The following is a 24,661-nucleotide window of genomic DNA, read 5'->3' on the forward strand; positions in this document are numbered from 1 at the left end:
CTGCTCGATACCGAGCAGCGGGGCTTTTTGGTACACATGAAGAAGTAACTGAATTCTACCTCAACGGGGGGGGCTGAGGTTAAGTAAAATGAAACTGACCGTTGTTTTAAGGAGGAATAACCCTTACTTCAGAAAGCTTACCGCATCAGAGTAACCAGGCCCCGCAGCGTCTTCACGGTGCCCCGCTGGTAGCGAATCTCAATTACGTAAACGTAGACACCGGATGCAGCATCTTTCCCGTCCCATAGCTCCGCATGGTCAGTGAATGGTGATTGGCCAAATTCTTTAACCATTCCTCCCCAACGGTCATAGATCCGGCCGCCCTGTACCTGAGCCCGTATCCCCGCCGATTTAAACACCCGAAACGTATCGTTGATGCCGTCTCCGTTGGGAGAAAATCCGTTTGGGACAAATAAGGGTTCTTCGTCTGCACATCGCTGGTTGAAGGTTGAATCGGTCGGTATCAGGCAGAAACCACAATCATCGTAAACGGCGAGCCCGTTCGGTACGCCGGCACAATCCAGGCAGGACTTATTGAAATTTGGGTTTGAAGGGCTCTGGCATACACCACAAGAATCAACTACCGCAAGCCCGCCGGGAACCCCCAGACAATCGAAGCAGGTCCGATTAAAACGCGGGTCTTCCGGCAACAAGCAAAGTCCGCAGCGATCTGTAAGCGAAGTACCGTTCAATACCCCGGCACAATCGGTGCAGGCAGCGTTGAAGTCGGGGCTCGAGACGGACAAACATGTCCCGCAAGAGTCGATTACAAACAGCCCGTTCGGTACGCCCGCACAGTCAGCGCATGATTGGTTGAAGGCGGGGTCGTCGGGCTCCAGGCATACCCCGCAGGCATCGAGTAGTGCAGTGCCTCCGGCTACGCCTCTGCAGTCTACCGGTGGTAGGGTGGAGAGGGCGCAAACAGCATCAATGTCGGCTCCCGTTATGGCTCCCGCGCAGTCTCCTGCCTGATCATCCTGCAGTTGGACGGCATCGAAACGCAACGCGCCTTCCTCAAATCCTGGCACGACAGCGTCTACATCGAAAGCCGTGGTTGAGCCGGCTATCAGACCTACGGTATAGTAGCCGTCACCTTCTTCGTCCACGTGTCCTGCTGAAATTAGTGCAGAACGGGTAGAAGCGTTAACGGGCCGCAACGCGACCGAAGTCCGTTCCGCAGCGGTACCCACTTCGAATACCCAAAGATCGGGAGCGTTGCTCCCTGAATTGGCCATTTGGTTGTTGGTGAAACCAAGCCTCAGCGTACCTCCTTTTCCAAGAGAAAGGACGGACGTATTTATCATTATTTCTTCGGACCAGTCGGCAACGCCAAGAGAATTCTCTAACTCTCCGACCTGATTTCCGCAATTCTGATCGAAGAGCAAGACTACGTCCGCAAAGCTCAACCCATTCGGACAAACGGCACAGCCATTGTTGGGGAGCGCGTCGCAATCCGGATCATCGCAATCAATAAGCCCGTCGTTATCGTTGTCAATACCGTCAGCACACAAAAAAGATGTGTTCTCCTGCGCGAAGAGAGCCGAACCAAGGGAAAGTAGGAAACAAAGAAATAAACAGCGCATGAGCAGAAATATTAGTGCTTCAATACCTGGAGAGTACGGAGAGGAACCTGAGCAACGGCAGGGGCCAGGGAATCAACTGCTACGCAGTTTTCCCTTGGCGGATAACTGATGTTCATACCTCGGGAAGAGCATTTTCCGGCAAGGAGATAAAAGGGTTGTGTTCGGGAAGGAAAGGGGCGGGCGCAGGGAGATTACTTTTAATGTTGATCGTCGGGAGGACTATCCGTCGGTGATCATCTGGCTACAGAACAAGATAGAAGAAACCAAGCTGTACTTTGCGGCTGTCAGGTCAATAAAGAGCTTGTAGGTCGCCTGTTTGACGAACCTGAGCTGACCGGGCTTTCCTCTCCGCAGGCTGTTCATCAGGTCAGGAAATAAAAAGAGCCCCGCTGATCCGGGAGGGATCAACGGGGCTGCAAAAAGAAGTTCGTGGGATTCAGAGGGGTAAACCCTTATTTCTTCACGCTGTTCACTACTGCGGTAAAAGCTTCCGGGTGGTTCATAGCCAGGTCAGCAAGGACCTTACGGTTAAGACCAACACCAGCGGTGCTCAGACCGTGCATGAGACGGCTGTAGGTTGTTCCGTTCTGACGCGCAGCGGCGTTGATACGGGCGATCCAAAGGCGGCGGAATACGCGCTTCTTGTTACGACGGTCGCGGTAGGAGTAGCTCCATGCCTTCTCAACGGCATTTTTAGCAACGGTGTATACTTTGGAACGTGCGCCGAAGTAACCTTTGGCGGCTTTGAGGTAGCGCTTGCGGCGCGCGCGGCTTGCAACCGCATTTACTGAACGTGGCATATAGCTCTGTTTTTGTACAGTACGGAGACCGGTTGGTTCTTTAGGCCCGTACTCTCGTGAAAAATAGAGATTCCTCGCTGGGAATTTCTTGGGGTGAGACACTGACCAGGCAAATTAATAACGTGGCCAGAAGTAAGTTTGTCTCGGCTTACTTACAAAGGAGGCGCTTGATTCGCTTCTCGTCCGCTACAGAAACCATAGCTCCGTCACGAAGACGAAGTTTAGCTTTGTTGGACTTGTTGCGCATCATGTGCGACGTGTAAGCCTGGAAACGCTTCACTTTACCGGTACCGGTGATCTTAAAGCGTTTCTTTGCACTGCTGTGCGTTTTCATCTTGGGCATGGCTCAAGTTTTTTATTAAGGGAGCGCAAAGGTACAGTAATACACCTTGTTTACCAAACTTTAATCCGACTTAGATTTTGATATTTAATCATCGGGGCAGAGCACCGGAGCTTCCACCTTACACCGGCGAATCGGACGGGTATTCATAAAGGTATAAAATTATGGCACCCAGCTTTCCGGGCGCGGCCGCAGGTGCAGGGGCGAGGTGAATAGGAGCAGGGGAGGGTTGGCCCTGGCCCCTCCGGTAGGGGCGTACCGCTTTCGAAAAACTGGCCCAGCACCTGCGGCAGCGCCCGAGAAGGCTGGCCTCTTGTCACTCTGAAGCCAGAAAGAGGCATTATCTGCGCCCGGGTTGAGGAATCATTGTCAGTTTTTGATGAGTTGACCTGACAACTTGCCACCCCACCAAAAATGGCCCTACTTTTGCACCCTTAAACCGCAATGAAAAATTTTTTCAAAATGTCTAAGAAGAACAACGATCCGATCGTCGACGACGAACTGCTGAAAACCGCAGGTGCTGAACCCGAAGAGCATACCCTGTCTGACGAAGTGGAGGCCGACCTGGAAGATCACCTTGAAGAAGGTGCGGTTGCCGATGTCGACAATATGGTCGCCACCCTGGAAGCTCAGATTACAGAGAAAGACGAGCGCCACCTGCGCCTCTATGCTGAGTTCGAAAACTTTAAGAAGCGGAGCCGCAAAGAGAAACTCGAACTGATGGATACGGCCGGTCGCAAGACGATGATGGCGCTGCTGCCCGTCATCGACGACTTCGACCGGGCTGCGAAGCAGGCCGAAAGTGATCCCGATACCAAGAAGGTTTGGGACAGCGGCGTTGGTCTTATTGTCAAGAAGATGATGAAGACCCTCGAAGGCCAGGGCCTGAAGCCAATGGTTAGTACCGGCGAAACGTTTAACGCCGACTTCCACGAAGCAATTACAGAAATTCCTGCTCCGGATATGGCCGGTAAGGTGGTCGATACCGTCGAAAACGGTTACTTCCTCAACGAGAAAATCATTCGCCACGCCAAGGTGGTGGTTGGTAAATAGGGTTTCGTTAGAACCTGATTCATAGCGACTTACCCACAAGTAAAGACCAACATGGCAAAAAGAGATTATTACGAAGTACTCGGCGTTGAAAAAGGTGCCGACGAAAACAAGATTAAGAAGGCTTACCGCAAGAAAGCGATGAAATATCATCCTGATCAGAATCCGGATAATAAAGAGGCGGAAGAAAAATTCAAAGAAGCCGCCGAGGCGTACGACGTACTTTCCGATGCAAACAAACGTGCCCGCTACGACCAGATGGGCCACCGTGCTTTCGAGCAGGGAGGTGGTTTCGGCGGCGGAGCCGGGGGTATGACCATGGAAGATATCATGGAGCAGTTCGGAGGAATGTTCGGCGGCGGAGCCGGAGGAAGTTTCTTCGGCGGCGGCGGCGGAGCCCGCCGGCAACCCCGCGGAGAGCGTGGCTCAAACCTGCGCATCAAGGTGTCACTTACCCTCGAGGAAATCGCCGCTGGTGTAACCAAGCGCATCAAAGTCAAGCGCCAAAAAGAATGTGGAACATGTGACGGATCAGGAGCTAAGGATGCCTCCAGTGTCTCAACCTGTACCACCTGTGGCGGAGCCGGTGTGGTGCGTCAGGTACGCTCAACCTTTCTGGGGCAAATGGCAACGACTACTACCTGCCCAACGTGTACCGGGTCTGGTAAAATGATCAAGGCCAATTGTGGCACATGTAAAGGAGAAGGCCGGGTGTACGACGAAGACACCATCGAGGTAAACATCCCTGCCGGAGTAGAAGAAGGGCAGCAGCTCAGCATGCGCGGCAAGGGTAATGCCGGTCGCCGTGGTGGTCCTGCCGGAGACCTTCTCATCAATATTGAGGAGAAGCCGCACGAGTTCCTCCAGCGCGATGGCCAGAAGCTCATCTACGATCTTCACCTCAATTTTGCCGATGCAGCCCTCGGTACCTCCGTCGAAGTACCTACTATTACCGGTAAGGTGAAAATTAAAATCCCGGCGGGAACGCAGTCGGGCAAGATTTTCCGGCTCCGGGGCAAAGGGCTGCCAGCCCTGCAGGCCTACGGCACCGGAGACCAACTGATTCACGTCAACCTATGGACGCCCAAAAAGCTCACCAAGGAGGAAACATCTCTCCTGGAGCAGATGCGTGAAATGGACAACTTCAAACCGAAGCTGGAGAAAGGCGATAAAGGCTTTTTCGAGCGCATGAAAGAGTACTTCAGCTAACGAAGCCTCTTTGAATTAACGGACCCCGACTGAGCCTTGCCCAGCCGGGGTCTGTTGTTTTTGCGCGAAATCTTCAGCTATGTTATATACATTGTAATTCACGACGAAGCTGAGGCGTTATCGTGTGTGATAAACCGAACGACCACGGCAGAGGCACCGATGCGGTGATCAGGCCAGACAAAGCACAATTCCTGAGGTCAGGATGCACTCAGCCCCATAACATTACTATGCACAGATTATTTTACTTCCTCGCCCTGACAACCCTGCTGAGTTCCTGCGGGCCAACCACCATTTACGAACAGGATAAACCCCTGCCGGAAGCTGGTTGGGCCTATCAGGACTCGGCCCGCTTCGATTTTGCCATCCCTGCCACCGAACAGGCTTACGACCTGGTGTTGAAGCTGGAGCACGGCACGGCATTTCCCTACCAGAATTTCTACGTGAAACTTCATACCGGCTTCCCCTCGGGAAAACGGACTACAGAGGAGGTCTCTCTTCAGTTGGCAGGAGATTTTGGCGCATGGTTAGGAGATTGCAACAGCGAAGTTTGTGAACAGGAAATCACCATTCTGCGCAACGCTAAGTTTGCGGAAGCCGGAGCGTATTACCTCACTCTGGAACAATTTTCCCGGGAGCCGGTACTGGGGGCTATCGGATCGGTTGGGTTAGCAGTCAGGGAAACCATTGACTAAGCCCGAATTGCCCGGTGGTCAACTCATCCACCCAGCTTAGGCCGGTCAGCTACCCAAGGTAGCTTTGCAGCAAATGCTTGTTGCGGCTACGGCGTAGCCGCCGGATGGCGCGCTCTTTTATTTGGCGTACCCGCTCTCGGGTCAGGTCGAAGCGTTCGCCGATTTCTTCCAGATTGAGCTGCTTTTCGCCATCGAGACCAAAATAAGACGCCAGCACCATGCGCTCTCTGGGAGCCAGCATATTCAGGTTGGCGGTGATTTCTTTGGATAGAGACTCCGACATGATCTTCATGTCCGGGTTCGTTTCGTTGTTGGAGTCGAGGGTGTCCAGCATGGTGATGTCGGAGTCCTCGCCGGCCACCGGCGCGTCGAAAGAGAGATGCCGCATGCGGCCGCTGAGCGCCCGCTCCACATCGCTCAAGGATACCTGGAGCAGGTCGGCGAGTTCTTCGGGCTCAGGGTCCCGCTCGAACTCCTGCTGGAAGCTGGCGATGGCCTGGGTTACCTTGGTGTAGCCCGCTGCTTTATTGTTGGGCATCCGTACCAGGCGGCTGTACTCCACAATTGCCTGCATAATGCTTTGGCGAATCCACCACACGGCGTAGGAGATGAACTTGAAGCCCCGCGTTTCGTCGAAGCGCTTGGCGGCTTTGATGAGCCCTACGTTGCCTTCGTTGATCAGGTCGGCAAGGCTTAATCCCTGGTTCTGATATTGTTTGGCCACGGAGACGACAAAGCGAAGGTTAGCCTTCGTCAGTCGCTCAAGAGCAATTTGATCACCCTCCCGGATACGGGCAGCAAGGCTGGCCTCGTCCTCCGGCGTCAACAGGTCGATCTTTCCGATGTCGGATAAATACTTCTCAAGTGCGATGCTCTCGCGCGAAGTGATTTTATTACTGATCTTTAGTTGGCGCATGGGCGTAATCCTTTACAAACGGGGAGAGGTTTATTTATAAGATGACCTTAAGGTAATAAAAGTTTCGCGCATAGAGCGTGAGTAGTGCAATTTTAGGAAAGCATTTAGATAAAATTGAAATAGCCGCTGCCGTACATACCCCCTGTTTTGCTGTCGCCATTCGGTTTGATGGAATGGGGGAGAGCGGTACAAAGGGTACGTACAGCAGCGGCTATTTACTTAAATGAAACCGCAATGCGGTTACTAGCGGAGGCCGAGTTTACGCAGGGTCGGTGCGTTCATTCCCCCGATGGGGAGTCCGTTGTCACGCTGGTATTTAGCGAGTGCGGTTTTTGTTTTCGCACCCATAATGCCATCAGCTGTACCTGCATTGTAGCCGGCACGGTTGAGGGCGCGCTGTACCTGCTCGATGGTCGCTGCGGAGCCTTTACCCGGGCAAACTACTTCTACCCACTCGCTGAAGTTACCCTTGCCGGTCATTTCCTGGCGGGTGTAGCTTGTTGTTTTGGCGGCAACGTCCTCTTTGCTCTTGCACAGGCCGTCGGTTGGATCATAGCGGTAGCCGGTGGGGCAACCTGCGGTATAGTAGTTAGCGGGCATTCCTTCAGCACCCGCTGCGGTACCTGGGTTCGGGTTTACGGGGGCGTAGCCGCTGGCTTCAATGTTTCCTGCGCGGTCCGGGCCGGAGCCGAGGGTGTAGGGAAGGACGGAGCCGGGCAGTTGGCCTCCAGCACCCGGGTTCACGATGGTGGGCAGTGAGCTGACCGCATTGGGGTCGGTACTGCGGTTACCGTATGTGGTTGGTGCCATGAATACACCGCCAGGAACGATGTATTCTGCTCCTGCCAGGCCGCGGCGAACGCGGCGGGTGATCGTCTTGAATTCTGCGGGAACAAGTTCGTAACGGGTGTAGGCTTCGCGGGCAACCACACGTTTGGTAACCGTTTCGTACTTCGCTTCTACCTGGCGGGTAACCACTTTAGCTGGGCTGACAAGGCGTTGTACCTGAACATCGCGGTATTTAGCTTCAGAGGATTTCTCCGTGATGGTGGGGCCACCAACGAGAATCTGACGGGCGCCGTACACAGCGGGCTCGTAGCTCAGGCGGACACAGTAGTCGTCTCCTCCCTGCTCGACGGCAGCAACGGTGTAACCTGCAGGACAGGCTTCAGCGATCACTTTATCCACGGTCTGAGTTTGCGCGGGTACTTCCACCTGACAGAAAGAAACACAGTCTCCGGTTTCACACTCAACGGGAACCTGCTGGAAGGTCATGTAAGCAGGGCTTACTTCAACCGTTTCGGTTTCGGTCCGGAAGGAGCGTGGAATGCGGTCGAGTTTTACCCGGCTTTCGGTGGTGATGTAAGGTGCAATGGTACCAACCTGCATTTGCTGCAACAGGCGGGTGCCTTCGGCGCGGGCGGCATCAATACCGTTGGCTTTGATGTAAGCACTGCTGAACGGGCTGTCTGCATTGTCAGGGTTGAATAGCTTAGCTATATCGTTGTTGGTGTACAGCGAAGGAGTGTTGGCGTTCATCGGGCTGTTGGGCGCGTTGAGGAAGCCATTGGGGTTGTTGGGGTTAAAAGGGTCAGTGCTGGAATCGATGCCCTTACGGCTGTTGGGATCAAGTACATTGCCGTAGTTGGTAGAGTAGATGCCGGGGCGGGTGTCGTCGCTCATACCGTAGTACAGGTTGGCGTTGGTCACGGTTTCGTAGGTAGGCTGGCCAACGCGGTACTCAGTAGCGCCTTCTTCAACCAGTACCCGTTCGGTAACGGTTTCGAATTTAGCTGCCTCAACAACCATCTCTTCGTAAGCGGGAGCAACCATGACGCGCTCCTCTACGGTAGTGTATTCTGCGGGTACATCCACCAGGCGGTAACCGGCAGCTTTTACCATTACCTCTTCGGTGTAGGTTTCATACTGTGGCTCAACAACGATCATATGCTCCGAGGCGCCGGAGGTGTTGATGCTTTCTGTTACAGACTGGAATTGAGCGGGGATGTGGCACACTGCGTAGCATTTCCCGGCTACTTCGGGTGGGGTGCCGGAGGGCAACGGCAGTGTGTTTTGTGCAACAAGGAATGAAGTGGCGCAGGCAAGCAGGCCGGCCAGGTAAAGCTTGGTCATAATGTAGGATGTTCTGAAAGGTAATGTAGTCTGAAGCAAAATAAATCCAGCCGAGCGCAACGGGCCAGACAGCATTCGCACCCCGAAGGTAAGAAACCTTGGGACAGATGCTAACGGAGCAGCCCGAAAATCTTAGAAAATACTACTTGCGCTTAACGGCAGTGCTATCGAGTTGGATCTCGTTCACCTGATAGCTGACGTTGAAATCATCCAGAACTGCGTCCAGAATACGGTCGTCTCCAATAGTATATTTTTGCTTAAGACGGTGGCCGTAAAGCCCCGCCAGAGTAGCCCAGTAACGGGCCGTAAGGCCTCCCCGGAGGTCTTTGATGAGATCGTAGGTTGGGATGTCGAGCTCGCGCTCAATCATTGCCATCAAGACTTTCCCCTGGGTCTTCGACATCTTTTTCAGAGGGGCTTCGAACTTTTCTTCCAGCTCTTTTTGCAGTTTCTTATTGTAGCGTTTACGCTCGCTCTTTTTCATGTTCTGCGTCATGTACTCGGTCTCCCGGTAAATGCGGATGGCATCCACTGCGTACGGGTAGGCACGCTGTGCGTAAATCCGGTACCGACGGTACTGCTTGTATTCATCTTCGGTCTCGAATACCTCGGGGCTGCTTACTGAAACATCGCCAAGTTGGGCCACAATGAGGGTGTCCCCACAGTCGTCAACCATGTATGGGTAGTACTTTCCGTCCACTTTAGTGTAGCCGGTCTGTGCGGTGAGCACAGGTGCAAAGGCCACCAACAAAAGAGGCAGCAGCGACAGAAGCGGGAGTATACGGGCGCGGCCGCAGGTACCGGGAAAGGTTTTGAAAAGCAAAGTGGAAGGAATATGCATAGATGGCCGGAAACGATTGTTACTTAAAGATAAATGCTTTTAGATTAGCCTTAGGTGTAATTAGGATGTTAAAATTTAGACATCCCTCTCACATCAGGGACATTCAGAGCTTACAAAAGGTCTGGCTTGCATAAAATGAGCATCTTTTTTCGCCTGCGTTACCTGAGGAGAGAAACACCGGCGTTGCGACTGTGCAGTCAAAGCAGATAACTCCCTCGGGCAAGCGTGGTATAGTCTTGTGCCTGGGTAAACCGAAGCGGAAGGGGAATGATCTAAGCGCACGCGGATGAGGCTTTCGTACAGGTGAGTTATTCCACCAGCCAACCAGAAACATATTCTTACGACCCAGAAGACACTGTGGGCAGGGCGATAGGAGCCCGCTCTGCCGAAAGCTATCGCTTGCGCGTCAGTTGTTTAGCCAGTCGTGGCTACTTTGCTGCCATCTCGGCCTGCAGTTTCTTCCCCTCCGCAATTTGCTCTTTCGTATCGCGGAGCGGCTGGCCAACCTTGTTTAATTCGAAGAGGTAAGTATCCCTCAGGGCTTCGAATTCAGGAAGGAGGCTGTCGGGCATATTTTTAGCGGGCGGGAAACGGAGTTTGGTATGATCGATCTGGCGGCCATCTTTCCAGAAACGGTAGCAAACGTGCGGCCCGGTAGCCAGTCCGGTTGAACCAACGTAACCAATGGTTTCTCCCTGGCGGACGCGGGTACCGACGCTCTGGCCTTCCTCGAACTTCTGCATGTGCAGGTACTGGGTGGTGTACTGCTTGCTGTGGCGGACTTTTACGAAGTTACCGTTGCCTCCACGCCGGCCGCGCTCCACGATGACGCCATCGGCGGTTGCCAGGATAGGCGTGCCGCGTGCCGCGGCGTAATCGGTTCCCAGGTGCGGCTTGATGCGTTTCTGTACGGGATGAAAGCGACGTAAGTTGAAAGCGGAACTCATCCGGCTGAACCGAACGGGAGATTTCAGGAAGGTACTCTTCATCGGTTCACCGTTGAGACCGAAGTAGCCCTGATACGTAGAATCCGGGGAGCAGTACCAGAAAGCGTAGATGTCATCGCCACCGGTAGAGTAGCGGGCTGCTTTAACCATGCCAGGCGCAGCATCTTCGCCCTCAACGAATTTCTTCTCATAGATAAGCTGGAAGGCATCGTTGGGCTGAACGTGGTAGAAGTCCACCGACCACTGGAGCGCGTCTTCCATCCGGTCTGTGAGGGCGTGGCTAAGGCCGGCACCCGTCATCGCGTTCCAAAGGTTAGACTCAATTTTGCCTGCAGCAAGGGCGATTTCCGTTTTTACCGGCAGCCTGGTGCGTTCGCTGAGGTCGCCTCCTTTAAGGTCGAGCCGTACATATTCGTAAATGGAAGGCTGGTAGGCCAGGAAGTCGGGCCCTTCGGTATCCTCATCATCGATGATGGTGTAAACACGTCCGGCCCGGAGGTCACGGACATCAAGCAGTTCGTTGAATGCGTTGGCGGCATCGAAGGTTTGCTGATTATCCAGTCCCTGCTGAAGCAGGATGTCGGAAAGCGTCTGCCCTTCAAGAATGGTATCCGTACGGAGAGATACAGTATCGGTAGCCAGCCCAAAGCGCAGGGTGGGGGTGACGATGGGGAAAGCGTTTGTCGTAAGCTCCGGGTGGGGCGGCGGCGGCGCCAAACCTACCAGAGAGTAGACGATGGCTGCACAGACAAAGAGGCAAAGTGCGGAAACAAGTGCTACCCGGGGGAGGCGCAGTTTCCGCTTTCGATGCGGTAAATTCACGTTTTTTGTTTTAATCCTGGTCGCTCCGGAAAAGCCGGAAAACCAATAGCTCTTTTTTCGAACCTTGTGTAGTTCTGGCGCAAATATAGCAATTGTTGCAAGAGTTTCTGAAATTGACGTTTTAAGCGACGGAGCAGGGCTAGCCATCGCGATTTATGCCGCTATGAACAACAAGATCAGTTCGGGCAACACCTGCTGTGGGGCTTTCCCTGCTCGGATATAACTCCGTCAGGCGCGCGCCGGGGTAATTTGCTCATGCTGCAATCAGCAGACATAAATACAAAACATCTATATTTGTAACAACGTTAGATATCAAATATCAACCAACTTACTCTACCAAAACGTATCCCAAAATGAGAAATTTCTTCACCCTGATCGTGGCCATGTTGCTCACGGCAGGCTCGTTGCAAGCCGAGCAAATCTTTGTCCTCTTCGACGGTACCTGTGGGGACCGCGTGAAGTACGAACAGTCGGTTGCGCAGCAGCCACGGCTCGATTATTATGCATATCACTTCTCCTTTCAGGGTGGAGACCGGCTCTTGTTAGAAACTGGTGCAGAGGGAACTACGGTTCAGAACTTCCTGCCCCAGGGCTACATTTACTGTGGCGACCCGCGCCTCAGCCTCGAACTTGCTAACCGCGTGAACGGCGGCGTTGACCGGGTATTCATTTTGCTGCCAACGGCTAATAATCAGTACATCATTCAACCGGTAATCATGGCGTCGGTGTTGCAGCGTAACGGAGCATCTTTTTCCTACTTCAGCCCACTTACCGGCTTTCAGTTCGATACCGAAAACGGTATTATCGGTGAAAACCTCGCGGTAGACAACGAAGGGGCAAAGGTCTACTTCGAAGGCCGGGAAACAAGCCCCTGCGCTGGCTACTTTTTGTTCCGCCAGTTGAAGGTAGGAGCCTCTTACCCGGTTATCGATTATAAGATTTCTCCGGAAATCGGAGTTTTCGAACGTAGCCTCGGCAGCGACGGGATCAGTACTACTGGTGGAACGATCGTTGCCCGCGAGGTAAACGGCATGCCCGTTGCCAACTACCTGAGTTCGGTTTGTGCTTCTGCAACCACCATAGCCCAGAACACCGCAAACACCCCGGCCATAACACCCCCGGCTTACGGTGGCACCCCGCAACCACAGGCTTATGGTACCCAACAGCCCGCTCCGCCCCAGCCGTACTACACTCAGCCTCAGGAGCAGCAAGTACAACCCGAGTCGGTTGCTTACGGCACAGCTTCCCAACAACCCTCCACGACCGTCACAACTGTAAACCACACCGTGGCAAAAGGCGAAACCCTTTACGCTGTATCCCGTAAGTACAACACAACGGTAGATGCGGTGAAAACTGCCAACGGGCTAACCAGCAATACTTTGTTTCCCGGCCAGCAACTGGCAATCACTACTACAATGTCGGTCCCGGCCAATGAAGTAGCTATGGCTCCTGCCCCTACCGTTCCTACCACTCCTTATAATGCCGGTAATGTTGCTTATTCAAATCCGGGAGCGGCCCAGCCAACTCCTTACAGTACAACCCCGGCAACCCCTCAGGCTTACGGCGCTCAGCAGACGGCACGTAGTGGTCAGGCAGCAGTCTACGGAGAGAACCTCCACATAGTACAACCCGGAGAGACGGTGGCGAGCATTGCACTGCGTTACGGATATACTTCGGCCAAATTCCGCGAGATGAACGACATCGGCGCCAATGAGGTCGTACGGATTGGTCAGCAACTGAAAACAACAGACTGTAATTGTCCGGTGCAGGAGGCTGCGCCCGCCGAAGCAGCACCGGCAGCGTACGGCCAGCCCGCCGCAACGCCCCAGTCGTACAGCCAACCCGCCGCTACACCTCAGGCTTACGGTCAGCCCGCTACGGCCAGCCCGCAGGCTTACGGTAACGAGAGCGGAACTGCGCAGCCAGCAACACCGGCTTACCGTACACCGCAGGGCTACCAGGCACCTCAGTCGGCTCCGGTTCCGGCAACGACCACTCCAAAGGTCGCCGCCCCGACTACAATCACGAACAATCCTAATTTTGGCCAGGTAGTACCCAATGCGTCTGCACCTCCGAGCTCAACTATGGGCCAACTGGAGGCGCGTGGCAGTACTGCGCCTGCGGCGCAGCCAACCAACGCCAACCCTGCTACTTACAATGCGTACCCTGCACCTGCGCCCGCGCCCACGCAGTACCAGTCGCCCAACCCTGTTCCCAATGCATACGGAACTCCGGTAGGGGTAAATACCCAGCCGGCGGCGCAACCGACCAACCGCGCGTTTCACCTCGTACAGGAGGGCGAAAGCCTGTACTCGATTGCGCGCCGTTACGGGATTACTACCAATCAGTTGCGGGCACTCAATAACCTGGACAACGGCAGCGTGATCGTTCCTTTCCAGAAATTGTACGTGAACTAATGTTGTTGCCGGAGCCGTAATGATTACGGGGAAGAATGCCCGGTACCCGGGAAAATAGCTTCTGTACCCTCGTTTTGTTACGTTCCGGAGCGAACATACAGCCTTACATATGGCTTTATAGACGGCGAAATCCTTTACCCGGGCTTCGCCGTCTTTGATTTACCTTTGCACCAGACTAATCCCGGAGCGCTGCTCCTCCTTAAAATATGACCACCCTCCTCTTATTTGCGTTTTTCTCCATTGCCTTCTCCTTCATGTGTTCCATCTGGGAGGCGGTATTGCTGTCCATTTCACCCTCTTACGTACAAATCAAAGTCGCGGAAGGTGGCAGGACCGGCGAGCTGCTGCAGAAGTTCAAAAAGGACGTGAATGCACCCCTGACGGCTATTCTTTCTCTCAACACGGTTGCCCATACCGTAGGGGCAATTCTGGTAGGAGCCAGCACCGGCGCCGCCTTCGGTGAGGGTGGTTTTACCATCCCCGGAATCGAGTATGTCGTAAGCTACGAGGTGCTTGTGAGTGTTGTAATGACGCTTGCAATCCTGATCCTTTCGGAAATTATACCCAAAAACCTTGGCGCAACTTACTGGAAACAGTTGGCCCCGTTTACGGTGAAGGCACTCAACGTTCTGGTTACGATTTTTACCTGGACGGGCTTTATCTGGGTATCCGATAAAATCAAAAAGCTGTTGCTGCGCGGTGATGACCCCCACGGAACTGCACTGAGCCGGACCGAGTTCATTGCGATGGCCGAAGCCGGTACCGAATCCGGTGAACTCAAAATCGAAGAAGGGCGGATTCTGAAAAACCTGCTCGCTTTCGAATCGCTCACCGTTCACGACGTAATGACACCCCGAACCGTAGTGGTTGGTGCGCGTACCACGATGACGATTAACGAGTTCTACGAGAAATTTGATGGCAGCCCGTTCAGCCGCTACCCGGTTTTTGGGGAAACCCGCGATCAGGTAGAAGGTTACGTCCTCAAGGATATGGTCTATAAGGCTATCATCGAAGAAGCCGGGAGCGAGCCGCTCACTACACTGATGCGCGACCTTGTACCGGTACCACAAACCACGACGCTGCACAAACTCATCGACCTGATGCTGGAGCGCCGCGAGCCGATCGCAATGGTCGTCGACGAGTTTGGCGGTCTGGAAGGTTTGGTAACTATGGAAGATGCCATGGAGACTCTGTTGGGCCTCGAGATCATGGATGAAATGGATACCAGCAAAGATATGCAGGACCTGGCCCGCAACCGCTGGCGGAAACGTGCAGAAAGCATGGGGCTTGACCTTTCGGAAATGGAAGGAAATGCCATCGATGCCGTTGTAGACGGAAAGGTGAGCAAAGCCGTAAACGAAGCGGTGAACGATGCCGTAGACGCTGCGGTGAAAAAGGATGCTTCCGGATCGTAATTAACGGACTGAAGTAGAATACGGCGCGGCCGCAGGTGCAGAGAGGGCTTGCAGAACACCGTATCTTTGCTGTCGAACTCAGCAATCCGACTGGCCGTCGGTTTCCTCTATTGTGCTGAAGTACGTTGGATGATGCCCCGATTGCCCGCAAATAATCCGGCAGGGTTGCTGAACATTTAAGATTACAGAATATTCCGTATGCCAAGCGTATCCCACCGTTCAGAAACGGTCCCGTTGTCGCCCTTCCGAAAGCTTATTCCCTACGCCGATAAGGCAAAGGCTGCAGGCCGGCATGTGTACCACCTCAATATTGGCCAGCCAGACATTAAGACGCACCCCCGGGCAGTATCCCGCTTCCGGGAGTTGGACTGGGATGTACTCGAGTACAGCCCCAGCAACGGCATTGCCAGTTACCGCAAGGCCCTTACCGGCTACTACGCCCGTTTTGGAGTAACACTATCTGAAGACAATATAATGGTGACTACGGGAGGCTCCGAGGCCATCCTGTTCTTCATGTTGGCTTGTCTTGATCCCGGAGATGAGATTATCGTTCCGGAACCCTTCTATGCTAACTACAATGGCTACGCCCACATCGCCGACGTGAGGGTGGTGGCGATCACCAGTCATATCGAAGATGGCTTCAGTTTGCCCAGCCCGGAAGCTTTTGCCAACAAAATAACCCGACGTACCAGAGCCATCATCATTACCAGCCCCAATAACCCAACGGGAGCCTGCTACTCGGACGAAGAGATGGACAGCCTGGCAGCAATCGTAAAGGAGAATGACCTTTTTCTGTGCGCAGATGAAGTGTACCGGGAGTTTGCCTACGAAACGGAGCTGCGCTCCGTTCTGCAGATTCCTGGCCTCGAAGAGCATGCTATCGTTATCGACTCTGTGTCGAAGCGTTACAGTGCCACAGGAGCGCGGGTGGGCGCGCTGGTGTGCCGCAACCCGGACATTCTCGCCGGCGTAGATCGTTTTGCCAAGCTTCGGCTGAGCCCTCCCGGTTTGGGGCAAATGCTGTCGGAGTGTATGCTTCAGGACGATGCGGCCTACCTCGCCGGCGTGAAAGATGATTACCGCGCGCGGCGGGATACTGTCTACCGGCGGTTACAGGAAATGCCGGGCGTATTCAGCTACCGGCCAGGAGGCGCTTTTTACTGCTTCGCCCGGTTCCCGATCGCTGACAGCGAAGATTTTTGCCGTTGGCTGCTCGAAGATTTCGAACACGACGGGGCCACTGTAATGCTGGCTCCCGGTCCCGGGTTTTACGCTACGCCCGGCTTAGGTAAAAGTGAATGCCGGATCGCCTACGTACTGAACGTGGACGACCTGGAAAAAGCGATGGATTGCCTCGCTGCCGCCTTGCGGGTGTACCCGGGGCGACTGGTAGAAAAAGTCGGCGTTTTGTAGCGGAAAGCCAATATGGGGAGGCGGCTGTAAGGTGCCGCCGGTTTAACATAAGCATTTCTCCTGAAAGGCCATTCTCTGAGGCGCAGCTACGTGCTTCGGAAAACCTCGCGTGCACCTGCGACCGCGCCCCGAAACTGTGTTAGTTGCTCAGTATTTCCCGTACCTGATCTTCGATCAATTCATCTACCCAGCGCTGGTACTGTTTGCCGCTGGGGTGGAGGTTGTCGGTGGCGACAAGTGATGGATCATCGATGCCTTCCTGCGATATCGGCGTTATGTTGATAAACGGAATGCCATAGCTCTCCGTAATTTCCCGGCAGGCCGCATTGAATTGTCTTACCCCTTCGGAAATGTCGGGGTTGCCACCGCCAAAACCGGTGAAGGCATAATCCGGAATAGATACGACGAACACACGGTCGCGGTTGTTGCCGGCAAATACGATGGCCTGGTTGAGCAAGTCTTCGAATTCGGTCCGGTATTCGGTCAGGGACCTGCCCTGAAACTGATTGTTTACCCCGATGAGGAGAGATACAAGGTCGTACGTCGCGCGCAGATCGGAACGGGCACCGATGCCGTTAATGAGGTCACGGGTAGTCCAGCCGTTGGTCGCTACGATGTCGGTAGCGGAAGAGTACGATTTACCATCAGCACCGGTTTGCAACAGGTTGGCAGTAAGCAGTGCTGGCCAGCGTTCGTTATCGGCAACGGCGGTACCGATGGTGTAGCTGTCGCCCAGGGCCAGAAAGCTGATGGTATCGGTAGTATCGGTTGGGGGGGTAATCTCTATGGGCATAAAATCATCGTCATCGTTACAGGCGAAGATAAAGAGGGGAAGCCAGAGTAGGATTGTCAGGAGTTTCATTTAAAATATTTGATTTGTGCTAACCGGAAAAATGATGTCGCATAGAGACAGTCAGACGATTTAAGGAACTCGGACGACTATGGAGGTGAACAGACCGGGACGTGCAGACTAGTTACGCACGATGTATTGCGTCCGGTTTCAGTTGAAGTCAGTATAACGAGGGCCAGAGGAGCTGAATGCTACCCGGATACTCCAGAGATGCGGGGGAAGAAATACCCGCCGGTGCGGGGGGAGTGGTATAATCTGGCTGTAATATTTAGCTTTTGTAGTGGCCCCTAGGAACAGTGGGCAAAACTACCGTGGCTGCAAAATGTTCAATGGCGGAACATTGGCCGGGGAGAACCTGATCTGCACATAAATCAAGAGCATAGCTATGTATCATTTCTGGGAAATAATCGTGAACGCTTACCGGGATTACGCGAACTACCTGTGGCATGACATCACCCAGCCGCAGTGGTCATCGTATTTCTACGCGCTGATTCTGGTGTCGTTGGTGTTCTTCGTTCTTGAAGTTGTAGTTCCCTGGAGAAGAAATCAGGCCGTTTTGCGGAAGGACTTTTTTCTTGACCTGTTCTACATGTTTTTCAACTTCTTTCTCTTTTCACTGGTGGTTTACAATGCGGCTTCGAGTGTCGTGGTGGACATAATCAACAACGGAATCAGCTGGCTCACGGGAGGTTTTGATTTGCAGGCCAGCAACCCGATGCGGTTCTGGCCGCTGTGGGCAGTGCTGCTGCTAGGCTTCTTTGTCAGGGATTTTATTCAGTGGTGGGTACATCGGTTGCTGCACCGTTCCGATTTTTTATGGCGCTTTCACCAGGTGCATCACTCGGTGCAGGAAATGGGGTTTGCCGCTCACTTGCGCTACCACTGGATGGAGACAGTCGTTTACCGGACCATTGAATACCTGCCGTTGGCCCTTTTGGGGATCGGGCTCTACGATTTCTTCATCATTCATCTGTTCAGTTTAGCGTGGGGGCACTACAACCATGCTAACATCCGGCCGCCCTCGTGGATTACGGGCGGTATTGTGGCCGGACTAGTGGGCCTGGCGATGGGGAGTGGAAGCTTTGATTTTGCCGTCGTTGCTGACCCTAACTGGTTGACTACCCTTGCCGGAGGCCTGATCGGTTTCGGAGCGGGAGCAGTCCTGCTGGGGCCGGTTATGAGAATTATCTTCAATAGCCCGGAAATGCACCTTTGGCACCACGCAAAGTCACTCCCTGAAGAGCGGCGGTATGGTGTTAATTTTGGCCTTACCCTCGCGATCTGGGACTACATCTTCGGCACAAATTACCAACCCTACGATGATGCCGAGCTCGAGCTCGGGTTTGAGGGGGTAGAGAAATTCCCGGCAGGCTTTGTCGGGCAGTCGGTTGGGGTTCCTCCGTTGATGGGGGATGATGATTAAACGGCAGAGATTTTTATTCGTTGGTTAAGTCGGGCGTATTAAGGGGGAATTAACGTGCCATACTTTTCAGGCGCTCTACTTCACCGACTTCTCTGTTTAGTTTTCGCCCGCTTCCGAGTGGAATGGTAAGCCCGGCGGCCATCATTCCGTCGGGTTGTACGACCGGGCCGAGGCGTACACTCAGGTCATCCGATATATCGAATTCCTGGAGGTGTGCATCGGTATAAGCTTCTACGGCCTGAAGCAAATAGCCCACAAAAATACCGATATAGGCGGTTTGGCGGGCTCTGTCGGCCGTTGCGCGCGCCTGGAGCAGTGCACTGTCAGAGACCAGGTCGGCGGGGAACTCGTCTTCGGTAACCACACAATCATCGGCCTGTCCGAGGCAACGGTTTTCGAGGGCAGTGGTGTACCTGCGGTAACTCGTTTGGTTGAAATCGGCGTATGCCACCAGGCCGAGCAGGCCACTATAAACCAACGGGACCTTCCACCAGCGCTTGTTGTAGACCTGGCCTCCGCCGGGGATGGCCGCCCAGAGTAAAGCATTGCGTGGGTTCCTTTTCAGCTCTTTCAGGGTTGGCAGCGTATCAATGGCCACGACCGCCGCGGTATCGATTTCTACGGGGCCAGTGGTCTGTGCCGGCGCGGCCGCAGGTGCAAAAATAAGGACGAAGAGCAATGAGGGTAATATCGCTATCCTCAGGATAGCAGAAAATGTGCAAGTACCGTAGCGGTTGAGATTAGTCATGTAAGGGAAAGACACGCTTTCGTCTGGTTACGTGGGTTGGGCAAAGAGGTTTAACTACCTGCTAACACCATTACTCCACGTATTTATAGAAGCTTTCCAGTTCTTCCTGGTTGGTGAATTTGATGGTAATACTACCGGATTTGGCCGTTTTGCCGTCCAACTTTACCTGTACCTGCTTCGTGCCGAAGAAGTCCTGAAAAGCAACCTTCACGGTCTTCAGGTCTTCGTTCTCGGGCTGGCGAACCGGGCGGGAGGTTTTCTTCTTTTTGTAGTTCTTGGCCTCTTCTTCAATTTTGCGGACGTTCCAGCTTTCACCTTTCGTGAGGATCTCGTTGAGGAACATTTCCTGAAGCGCAATGTCCTTTATGCCGAAGAAAGTCTTTGCGACCCCGATGCTGATCTTTTTCTCCCGGATGGCTTTCTGTACTTTAGGCGAGGTCTTCAGAATACCAAGATAGTTGGCAACGGTCGGCCGGCCCTTCCCAACCCGCTGGGCGAGTTGCTCCTGGGTCATATCGTAATCTTCTGACAGGCGGTAATAAGAATAGGCCACCTCCATGGGGTTGAGGTCTTCGCGCTGGATGTTCTCAATCAGCGCCATTTCCAACAGCTCCTGGTCGTTGGGTGTCCGGATAAAAGCAGGTACCTCGGTAAGGCCCGCCAACTGACTTGCACGGAAGCGCCGTTCACCGCTGATGATCTGGTAGGTTCCATCGCCCATATGGCGAACCGTCATCGGTTGAATGATGCCATGCACCTTGATCGACTCGGAGAGTTCCTGCAGGGGCTGTTCCTCGAATTCCTTTCGGGGCTGGTCCGGGTTGGCGTGAATTTTATCGACAGACAGATAGGCGAAATCTTTGCTGAGGGCAGCGATGGTCTCCTTAGGAGCATCTGCGATTGCCTTGTCAAGGTTTTTCTCTTCTTTGCTGTCTAACCGCTTACCACCAAAGAGGGCGTCGAGGCCTGAGCCGATTTGAGCCTTACTTGCTTTTCGTGGGACGGGTTTTGCCTTAGCCATATCAGATCTTAATTTTTAGATGGGTCGGCAAAGATAACGAACATGGTCTAAGGAAAAACAACAGCTACCGTAACGTTTGGGTAACACTTTGCATAAAGTTCCGAGAGCAATACCTTAGGGGTATTCGTAGGGCCGCTTCCGGGATATATCATTTCTTCGGGGGCGGTCTTTTAGATGGCGGTCTCTTCTTTGTCCACCTTCCGTTATCCCTGCTTAAGAATTACCGTACACAATGGCGGCACGGTCAGTTCGATGTGGTAAGGCCGTCCGTTCCACTCCGACGGTACGGCTTTGAGCGTTTTGATCTCGTAGTTGCCCGTTCCGCCGTACTGCGCGTCGTCGCTGTTGAGGAGCACGGAGTATTTGCCTTTGGCCGGTACGCCTACCCGGTATTTGTTGCGGACAGTAGGGGTGAGGTTGTTGATCACAACAACCGTGTCGTCGTCCTTTTTCCCGCGCCGGAGGTAAGTCAGGATGCTGTTCTGGTGATCGCCCAAGTCGATCCATTCAAACCCTTTGGGGTCGTAGGCTTGTTCGTACAGGGCGGTGGTGGTCTTGTAAATCTTGTTGAGGTCGGAGAAGTATTTGCTCAGCGTTTTGTGCGGGGTGTACTTGGTCAGGCTCCAGTCGAGTCCTCGTTCGATGCTCCATTCGGTCGTCTGGCCGAACTCACCTCCCATAAACATCAGCTTGCTGCCCGGGTGGGTGTACATGTAGCCGTACATCGTCCGAAGGTTGGCGAAACGCTGCCATTCATCTCCCGGCATCCGGTCAATCAGCGGCCCCTTGCCATGCACGACTTCGTCGTGGCTGAGCGGAAGCATGAAGTTTTCCGTAAAGGCATAGACAAGGCTGAAGGTCAGCTCGCCGTGGTGGTAGCTTCTGTGAACGGGGTCGTTCTTGAAGTAGGCCAGGGTGTCGTGCATCCAGCCCATCATCCATTTTTGCCCGAAGCCGAGGCCTCCGACATAGATGGGGCGTGATACTCCGGAGAAGCTGGTAGACTCCTCGGCGATTGTCATAGTATCGGGGTATTCCCGGTAAACTGCTTCGTTGAATTCGCGCAGGAAGGCAATGGCTTCTAGGTTTTCGTTGCCGCCGTATACGTTGGGGATCCATTCGCCGGCGTTACGGCTGTAGTCCAGATAAAGCATCGAGGCTACCGCATCGACCCGTAACCCATCCACGTGGTAGCGGTCTAGCCAGAAGAGGGCGTTGCTAATGAGGAAGGACCTGACTTCGTTACGCCCGTAATTGAAAATGGCACTCTTCCAGTCGGGGTGAAATCCCAGGCGTGGATCCTCGTGATCGAATAAGTGCGTGCCGTCGAAATCGGCGAGACCGTGTGCATCGGTAGGGAAGTGGCTCGGCACCCAGTCAAGGATAACACCGATGCCGGCTTTGTGCAGTTCCTGCACGAGGTACATGAAGTCCTGCGGGCCGCCAAATCGGCTCGAGGGTGCAAAGTAACCGGTAATCTGATATCCCCAGCTTGGGAAGTAGGGGTGCTCCATCACCGGGAGGAATTCCACGTGGGTGAAATTCATCTCTTTGACATAGTCGACAAGTTCGACGGCCAGCTCGCGGTAACTGAGGCTTTCGTGGCCCTTTGGCTTTTTCCACGATCCGAGGTGGACTTCGTAGACAGAGTATGGTTTGTCGATACCATTATGCTCTGTGCGGTTTTCCATCCATTCGGCATCGTCCCACTCAAAATAAGTATCCCAAACGATACTGGCAGTCTTCGGCGGTGTTTCCCACAGGCGGGCAAAAGGGTCTCCTTTTTCGAGCCAGCGGCCATTGGGGCCGTCAATGGCGTATTTGTAGATGGTTCCGTTTCCTATATCAGGGATAAAGCCTTCCCAGATTCCGCTCGAATCCCACCGGGGGTTGAGTTGGTGGGTCCCTCTGTTCCAGCTGTTGAAGTCGCCAACCACCGCCACGTACTTGGCATTGGGAGCCCAGACGGCAAAATATGTACCAGAAACTCCATTAACCTCAATAACGTGACTGCCTAATTTATCATAGGCACGGAAGTTTTTCCCAGCCTTCCACAGGCTGATGTCGAAATCTGAAAATAAGCTGTGTGCAGTAACGGTAGAAGGAGTACTCATTATGGTAGGGTGGATTTTGAAAAAGTCTGGTTAGCCACGGGGCCTTAAAGTAGTAGTAACCGTTAAAAGGGCGGGATGTTAGCTGATCTGGGACCTTTCGTGGGAGATTGAGCTTTCGGGCGGTAAACCTGGCACCCAAACATACGCAACCTTATAAAAAAAGCCATCGCTACAGTGATCTGCAACGACGGCTTTCTTTCGTTTTTGGTGATTTCCGGCAACTGAGCGTCCGGGAAGAAGCTTACTTCTTTACGCCACCTTTCAGTTCGTCCTGAAGCTTTTTGAGCTCTTCGGTCTTGCCAGCAGCGGCCAGTTTGGCCTGTTGCTGCCACGAGCTGGGGTTAGCGAGGCGGAAGCGGGCACCGGCAGCAGTAAGTACATCGGCCAGTTTCTTGGGCGTTGCAGCACCGAGGTCGGCAAAAGTTACGATGCCGGCGTCGTTGAGCAGGCCGGAGATTTTGGGACCGATACCTTCGATACGCTTCAGGTCGTCAGCAGCAGCTTTTTTGCTGGTTGCTTTTTTCTTTGCGGGAGCAGCTTTTTTGGCGGTAGCCTTTTTAGCCGGGGCAGCTTTCTTTGCGGGAGCGGCCTTTTTGGGAGCCGCTTTTTTCGGGGCGGCTTTTTTTGCGGCTGGTTTCTTTACCTCAGCAACTTCCTCAAGCGTAAGAACGCAGTTGTCGGAAGCATAGCCGCTGGAAGTGTAGCCAGGGGCATCCCAGTCATTCTTCCACTCCTGGTTGTCTACCAGGTAACGGAACTGGTATTCGCCGGGGACGAGGCTGATGTCTGCTTTATAAGCACTTTTTCCTTTAGACATCGGCAGGCCTTTGTCCCAGCTCCAGCCGTTGAAAGTTCCAAGAACCCGTACGTCGCGGTTGGCGCCAACCTGCTCGAAAGGCACCTCGAAAGTAACCTTGTATTGCTTCTTGGATTTTACGAATGACTTCTTAATCATAATAATGTGATTGAAATTTTGGTGATGGTATAGGTTATTGGGCTTAGTGTCGTTTTTATACTAACACCAATATGAAAGCAAAGTTAGGTCGAAGTATCTGACTCTCAAAGAGTTTTAACGTACCCGCTGGGAAGGCTTATTCCGGTGTAAAACAGGCTTGTTCCTGTTTTCCACTTATAAATTTTGTTTTTTTGACTATGAGCAAAGAAGTCTGGTAAAGAGCTTGTTACAGCCAAATTTATCTTCGGGAGAGAGGTGGGTGATTACTTTGAAAAAAGTTTAAAATTTCTTCACTTTTATCAAAAAGCCGCTGTATTTCCTGATAGTACCGCCCAAGATCGCTTCCGTCAACTACAGCATGGTGCGCCTGTACCGCCAGTGGCATCATCACTTTATTGTCTTTTTTGTGGTACTTACCCCACACAATGCGGGGAACGCTGTCTCCCTGATCCGCCGCGGGCATCGCGTGGGTGACACTGGTGAAGCTTGCCCAGGGGAAGGTACTCAGGAAGAGATAGTCATCTGCTCCCGGTTCATCCTCAAAGCTTGGCTCGTGCTTCATCCGCTCCATCACGGCTTCTGCAGCGGTATGGAAGGCGAGGGGGTCTTCGTTATAATCCACGGTGCAGAAACTGAACGCAGAGGATGTTGCCGTCGGGACAGCAAAACTCGGCCGGAGGTTGGAATGCTCAACGATCTCCACTGCTTCTTTATCCCCATTATTGCACCTGCGTATGCGCCACCTGAACGGTACGATCTCCAAAGCAGCTCTGCTGATGAGGTAAACCATCGCAGGCGTAAAGCGCAGGGTAGGGGAACGCCGGACACAATCGAGAAACACCGTTATGTCCACTTCTGCCGTGATCCCGAAGTGAGGATTGGCCATGCTGTTAAAATGAGCAAAGTGAGCCTGACGGTGTTCGTCGAATTGTATCTTTTTCATGATAGAACTTTGTAAGCCGTTCCTCTCGC

The 24,661-nt window shown here is 53.5% G+C and carries 20 protein-coding genes; 7 read left to right on the plus strand and 13 right to left on the minus strand.

The window, feature by feature from the left end:
- Positions 1-137 precede the first annotated feature (137 nt).
- The 3 genes from FUA23_RS03210 to rpmI form a co-directional block, all read right to left on the minus strand.
- Entirely contained in the window at positions 138-1,583 is a 1,446-nt protein-coding gene (locus tag FUA23_RS03210; protein WP_147929264.1) for a T9SS type B sorting domain-containing protein, read from the minus strand.
- Positions 1,584-2,035: 452 nt separating this feature from the next.
- Entirely contained in the window at positions 2,036-2,383 is a 348-nt protein-coding gene (rplT, locus tag FUA23_RS03215) for a 50S ribosomal protein L20 (protein ID WP_147929265.1), read from the minus strand.
- 148 nt (positions 2,384-2,531) lie between these two features.
- The gene (rpmI, locus tag FUA23_RS03220) at positions 2,532-2,726 is read right to left on the minus strand and encodes a 50S ribosomal protein L35 (RefSeq protein ID WP_147929266.1); all 195 of its coding nucleotides are present in this window, start codon (positions 2,724-2,726) and stop codon (positions 2,532-2,534) included.
- 459 nt (positions 2,727-3,185) lie between these two features.
- On the opposite strand from rpmI, the gene FUA23_RS03225 reads away from it, so the two are divergent.
- The 3 genes from FUA23_RS03225 (at position 3,186) to FUA23_RS03235 (ending at position 5,674) form a co-directional block, all read left to right on the plus strand.
- A complete protein-coding gene (locus FUA23_RS03225) occupies positions 3,186-3,776 on the plus strand; it encodes a nucleotide exchange factor GrpE (protein ID WP_147929267.1) in 591 nt (196 codons plus the stop codon).
- A 51-nt stretch (positions 3,777-3,827) separates the two neighbouring features.
- Positions 3,828-4,982, plus strand: coding sequence for a molecular chaperone DnaJ (gene dnaJ, locus FUA23_RS03230; protein WP_147929268.1), 1,155 nt, complete (start codon positions 3,828-3,830; stop codon positions 4,980-4,982).
- Between the two features lie 227 nt (positions 4,983-5,209).
- Positions 5,210-5,674 carry a gliding motility lipoprotein GldH gene (locus FUA23_RS03235; RefSeq protein ID WP_147929269.1) on the plus strand — a complete coding sequence of 155 codons (465 nt, stop codon included), beginning with the start codon at positions 5,210-5,212 and terminating at the stop codon, positions 5,672-5,674.
- Between the two features lie 49 nt (positions 5,675-5,723).
- On the opposite strand, the gene FUA23_RS03240 is transcribed toward FUA23_RS03235, so the two are convergent.
- The 4 genes from FUA23_RS03240 to FUA23_RS03255 form a co-directional block, all read right to left on the minus strand.
- Positions 5,724-6,590 carry a sigma-70 family RNA polymerase sigma factor gene (locus tag FUA23_RS03240; RefSeq protein ID WP_147929270.1) on the minus strand — a complete coding sequence of 289 codons (867 nt, stop codon included), beginning with the start codon at positions 6,588-6,590 and terminating at the stop codon, positions 5,724-5,726.
- 243 nt (positions 6,591-6,833) lie between these two features.
- On the minus strand, positions 6,834-8,723 hold the full coding sequence (locus tag FUA23_RS03245; RefSeq protein ID WP_187270869.1) for a peptidoglycan-binding domain-containing protein: 1,890 nt from the start codon (positions 8,721-8,723) through the stop codon (positions 6,834-6,836).
- A 142-nt stretch (positions 8,724-8,865) separates the two neighbouring features.
- Complete coding sequence (locus FUA23_RS03250; protein WP_147929272.1) at positions 8,866-9,564, minus strand: DUF4294 domain-containing protein; 699 nt, start codon at positions 9,562-9,564, stop codon at positions 8,866-8,868.
- Between the two features lie 428 nt (positions 9,565-9,992).
- On the minus strand, positions 9,993-11,333 hold the full coding sequence (locus FUA23_RS03255) for a M23 family metallopeptidase (RefSeq protein ID WP_187270870.1): 1,341 nt from the start codon (positions 11,331-11,333) through the stop codon (positions 9,993-9,995).
- 353 nt (positions 11,334-11,686) lie between these two features.
- Here FUA23_RS03255 and FUA23_RS03260 point away from each other — a divergent pair, with 353 nt between their 5' ends.
- From FUA23_RS03260 to FUA23_RS03270, 3 genes are all read left to right on the plus strand, one after another.
- A complete protein-coding gene (locus FUA23_RS03260) occupies positions 11,687-13,750 on the plus strand; it encodes a LysM peptidoglycan-binding domain-containing protein (RefSeq protein WP_147929274.1) in 2,064 nt (687 codons plus the stop codon).
- A 206-nt stretch (positions 13,751-13,956) separates the two neighbouring features.
- On the plus strand, positions 13,957-15,165 hold the full coding sequence (locus tag FUA23_RS03265; protein ID WP_147929275.1) for a CNNM domain-containing protein: 1,209 nt from the start codon (positions 13,957-13,959) through the stop codon (positions 15,163-15,165).
- A 198-nt stretch (positions 15,166-15,363) separates the two neighbouring features.
- Positions 15,364-16,578 carry a pyridoxal phosphate-dependent aminotransferase gene (locus tag FUA23_RS03270; protein WP_147929276.1) on the plus strand — a complete coding sequence of 405 codons (1,215 nt, stop codon included), beginning with the start codon at positions 15,364-15,366 and terminating at the stop codon, positions 16,576-16,578.
- A 139-nt stretch (positions 16,579-16,717) separates the two neighbouring features.
- Here FUA23_RS03270 and FUA23_RS03275 read toward each other — a convergent pair whose 3' ends face one another.
- On the minus strand, positions 16,718-17,440 hold the full coding sequence (locus FUA23_RS03275; protein ID WP_147929277.1) for an SGNH/GDSL hydrolase family protein: 723 nt from the start codon (positions 17,438-17,440) through the stop codon (positions 16,718-16,720).
- A gap of 373 nt (positions 17,441-17,813) precedes the next feature.
- Between FUA23_RS03275 and FUA23_RS03280 the strand changes: the two genes are divergently transcribed.
- Positions 17,814-18,851, plus strand: a complete 1,038-nt coding sequence (locus tag FUA23_RS03280; protein ID WP_147929278.1) for a sterol desaturase family protein — start codon at positions 17,814-17,816, stop codon at positions 18,849-18,851.
- A 49-nt stretch (positions 18,852-18,900) separates the two neighbouring features.
- On the opposite strand, the gene FUA23_RS03285 is transcribed toward FUA23_RS03280, so the two are convergent.
- The 5 genes from FUA23_RS03285 to FUA23_RS03305 all read right to left on the minus strand — a co-directional run bounded on the left by FUA23_RS03285 (position 18,901) and on the right by FUA23_RS03305 (position 24,632).
- Positions 18,901-19,614: a DUF5683 domain-containing protein gene (locus FUA23_RS03285; RefSeq protein ID WP_147929279.1), complete on the minus strand. Its 714-nt coding sequence runs from the start codon at positions 19,612-19,614 to the stop codon at positions 18,901-18,903.
- A 55-nt stretch (positions 19,615-19,669) separates the two neighbouring features.
- Entirely contained in the window at positions 19,670-20,620 is a 951-nt protein-coding gene (locus tag FUA23_RS03290; protein ID WP_147929280.1) for a ParB/RepB/Spo0J family partition protein, read from the minus strand.
- Between the two features lie 203 nt (positions 20,621-20,823).
- Positions 20,824-22,734: a 1,4-alpha-glucan branching protein GlgB gene (glgB, locus tag FUA23_RS03295; protein ID WP_147929281.1), complete on the minus strand. Its 1,911-nt coding sequence runs from the start codon at positions 22,732-22,734 to the stop codon at positions 20,824-20,826.
- Positions 22,735-22,975: 241 nt separating this feature from the next.
- Entirely contained in the window at positions 22,976-23,689 is a 714-nt protein-coding gene (locus FUA23_RS03300; RefSeq protein WP_147929282.1) for a DUF4332 domain-containing protein, read from the minus strand.
- Positions 23,690-23,927: 238 nt separating this feature from the next.
- A complete protein-coding gene (locus FUA23_RS03305) occupies positions 23,928-24,632 on the minus strand; it encodes a CatA-like O-acetyltransferase (RefSeq protein ID WP_147929283.1) in 705 nt (234 codons plus the stop codon).
- Positions 24,633-24,661 lie beyond the last annotated feature (29 nt).

The organism is Neolewinella aurantiaca (genome assembly GCF_008014675.1).
Classification (GTDB): domain Bacteria; phylum Bacteroidota; class Bacteroidia; order Chitinophagales; family Saprospiraceae; genus Neolewinella; species Neolewinella aurantiaca.

Bases quoted from the DNA above. Each gene is read 5' to 3' on its own strand.
- FUA23_RS03290 (WP_147929280.1), bottom strand. From the start codon at position 20,620: ATGGCTAAGGCAAAACCCGTCCCACGAAAAGCAAGTAAGGCTCAAATC.
- FUA23_RS03225 (WP_147929267.1), top strand. From the start codon at position 3,186: ATGTCTAAGAAGAACAACGATCCGATCGTCGACGACGAACTGCTGAAA.
- FUA23_RS03240 (WP_147929270.1), bottom strand. From the start codon at position 6,590: ATGCGCCAACTAAAGATCAGTAATAAAATCACTTCGCGCGAGAGCATC.
- FUA23_RS03245 (WP_187270869.1), bottom strand. From the start codon at position 8,723: ATGACCAAGCTTTACCTGGCCGGCCTGCTTGCCTGCGCCACTTCATTC.
- FUA23_RS03280 (WP_147929278.1), top strand. From the start codon at position 17,814: ATGTATCATTTCTGGGAAATAATCGTGAACGCTTACCGGGATTACGCG.
- FUA23_RS03235 (WP_147929269.1), top strand. From the start codon at position 5,210: ATGCACAGATTATTTTACTTCCTCGCCCTGACAACCCTGCTGAGTTCC.
- FUA23_RS03250 (WP_147929272.1), bottom strand. From the start codon at position 9,564: ATGCATATTCCTTCCACTTTGCTTTTCAAAACCTTTCCCGGTACCTGC.
- FUA23_RS03260 (WP_147929274.1), top strand. From the start codon at position 11,687: ATGAGAAATTTCTTCACCCTGATCGTGGCCATGTTGCTCACGGCAGGC.
- rpmI (WP_147929266.1), bottom strand. From the start codon at position 2,726: ATGCCCAAGATGAAAACGCACAGCAGTGCAAAGAAACGCTTTAAGATC.
- FUA23_RS03265 (WP_147929275.1), top strand. From the start codon at position 13,957: ATGACCACCCTCCTCTTATTTGCGTTTTTCTCCATTGCCTTCTCCTTC.
- glgB (WP_147929281.1), bottom strand. From the start codon at position 22,734: ATGAGTACTCCTTCTACCGTTACTGCACACAGCTTATTTTCAGATTTC.
- FUA23_RS03300 (WP_147929282.1), bottom strand. From the start codon at position 23,689: ATGATTAAGAAGTCATTCGTAAAATCCAAGAAGCAATACAAGGTTACT.
- rplT (WP_147929265.1), bottom strand. From the start codon at position 2,383: ATGCCACGTTCAGTAAATGCGGTTGCAAGCCGCGCGCGCCGCAAGCGC.
- FUA23_RS03210 (WP_147929264.1), bottom strand. From the start codon at position 1,583: ATGCGCTGTTTATTTCTTTGTTTCCTACTTTCCCTTGGTTCGGCTCTC.
- dnaJ (WP_147929268.1), top strand. From the start codon at position 3,828: ATGGCAAAAAGAGATTATTACGAAGTACTCGGCGTTGAAAAAGGTGCC.
- FUA23_RS03270 (WP_147929276.1), top strand. From the start codon at position 15,364: ATGCCAAGCGTATCCCACCGTTCAGAAACGGTCCCGTTGTCGCCCTTC.
- FUA23_RS03305 (WP_147929283.1), bottom strand. From the start codon at position 24,632: ATGAAAAAGATACAATTCGACGAACACCGTCAGGCTCACTTTGCTCAT.
- FUA23_RS03275 (WP_147929277.1), bottom strand. From the start codon at position 17,440: ATGAAACTCCTGACAATCCTACTCTGGCTTCCCCTCTTTATCTTCGCC.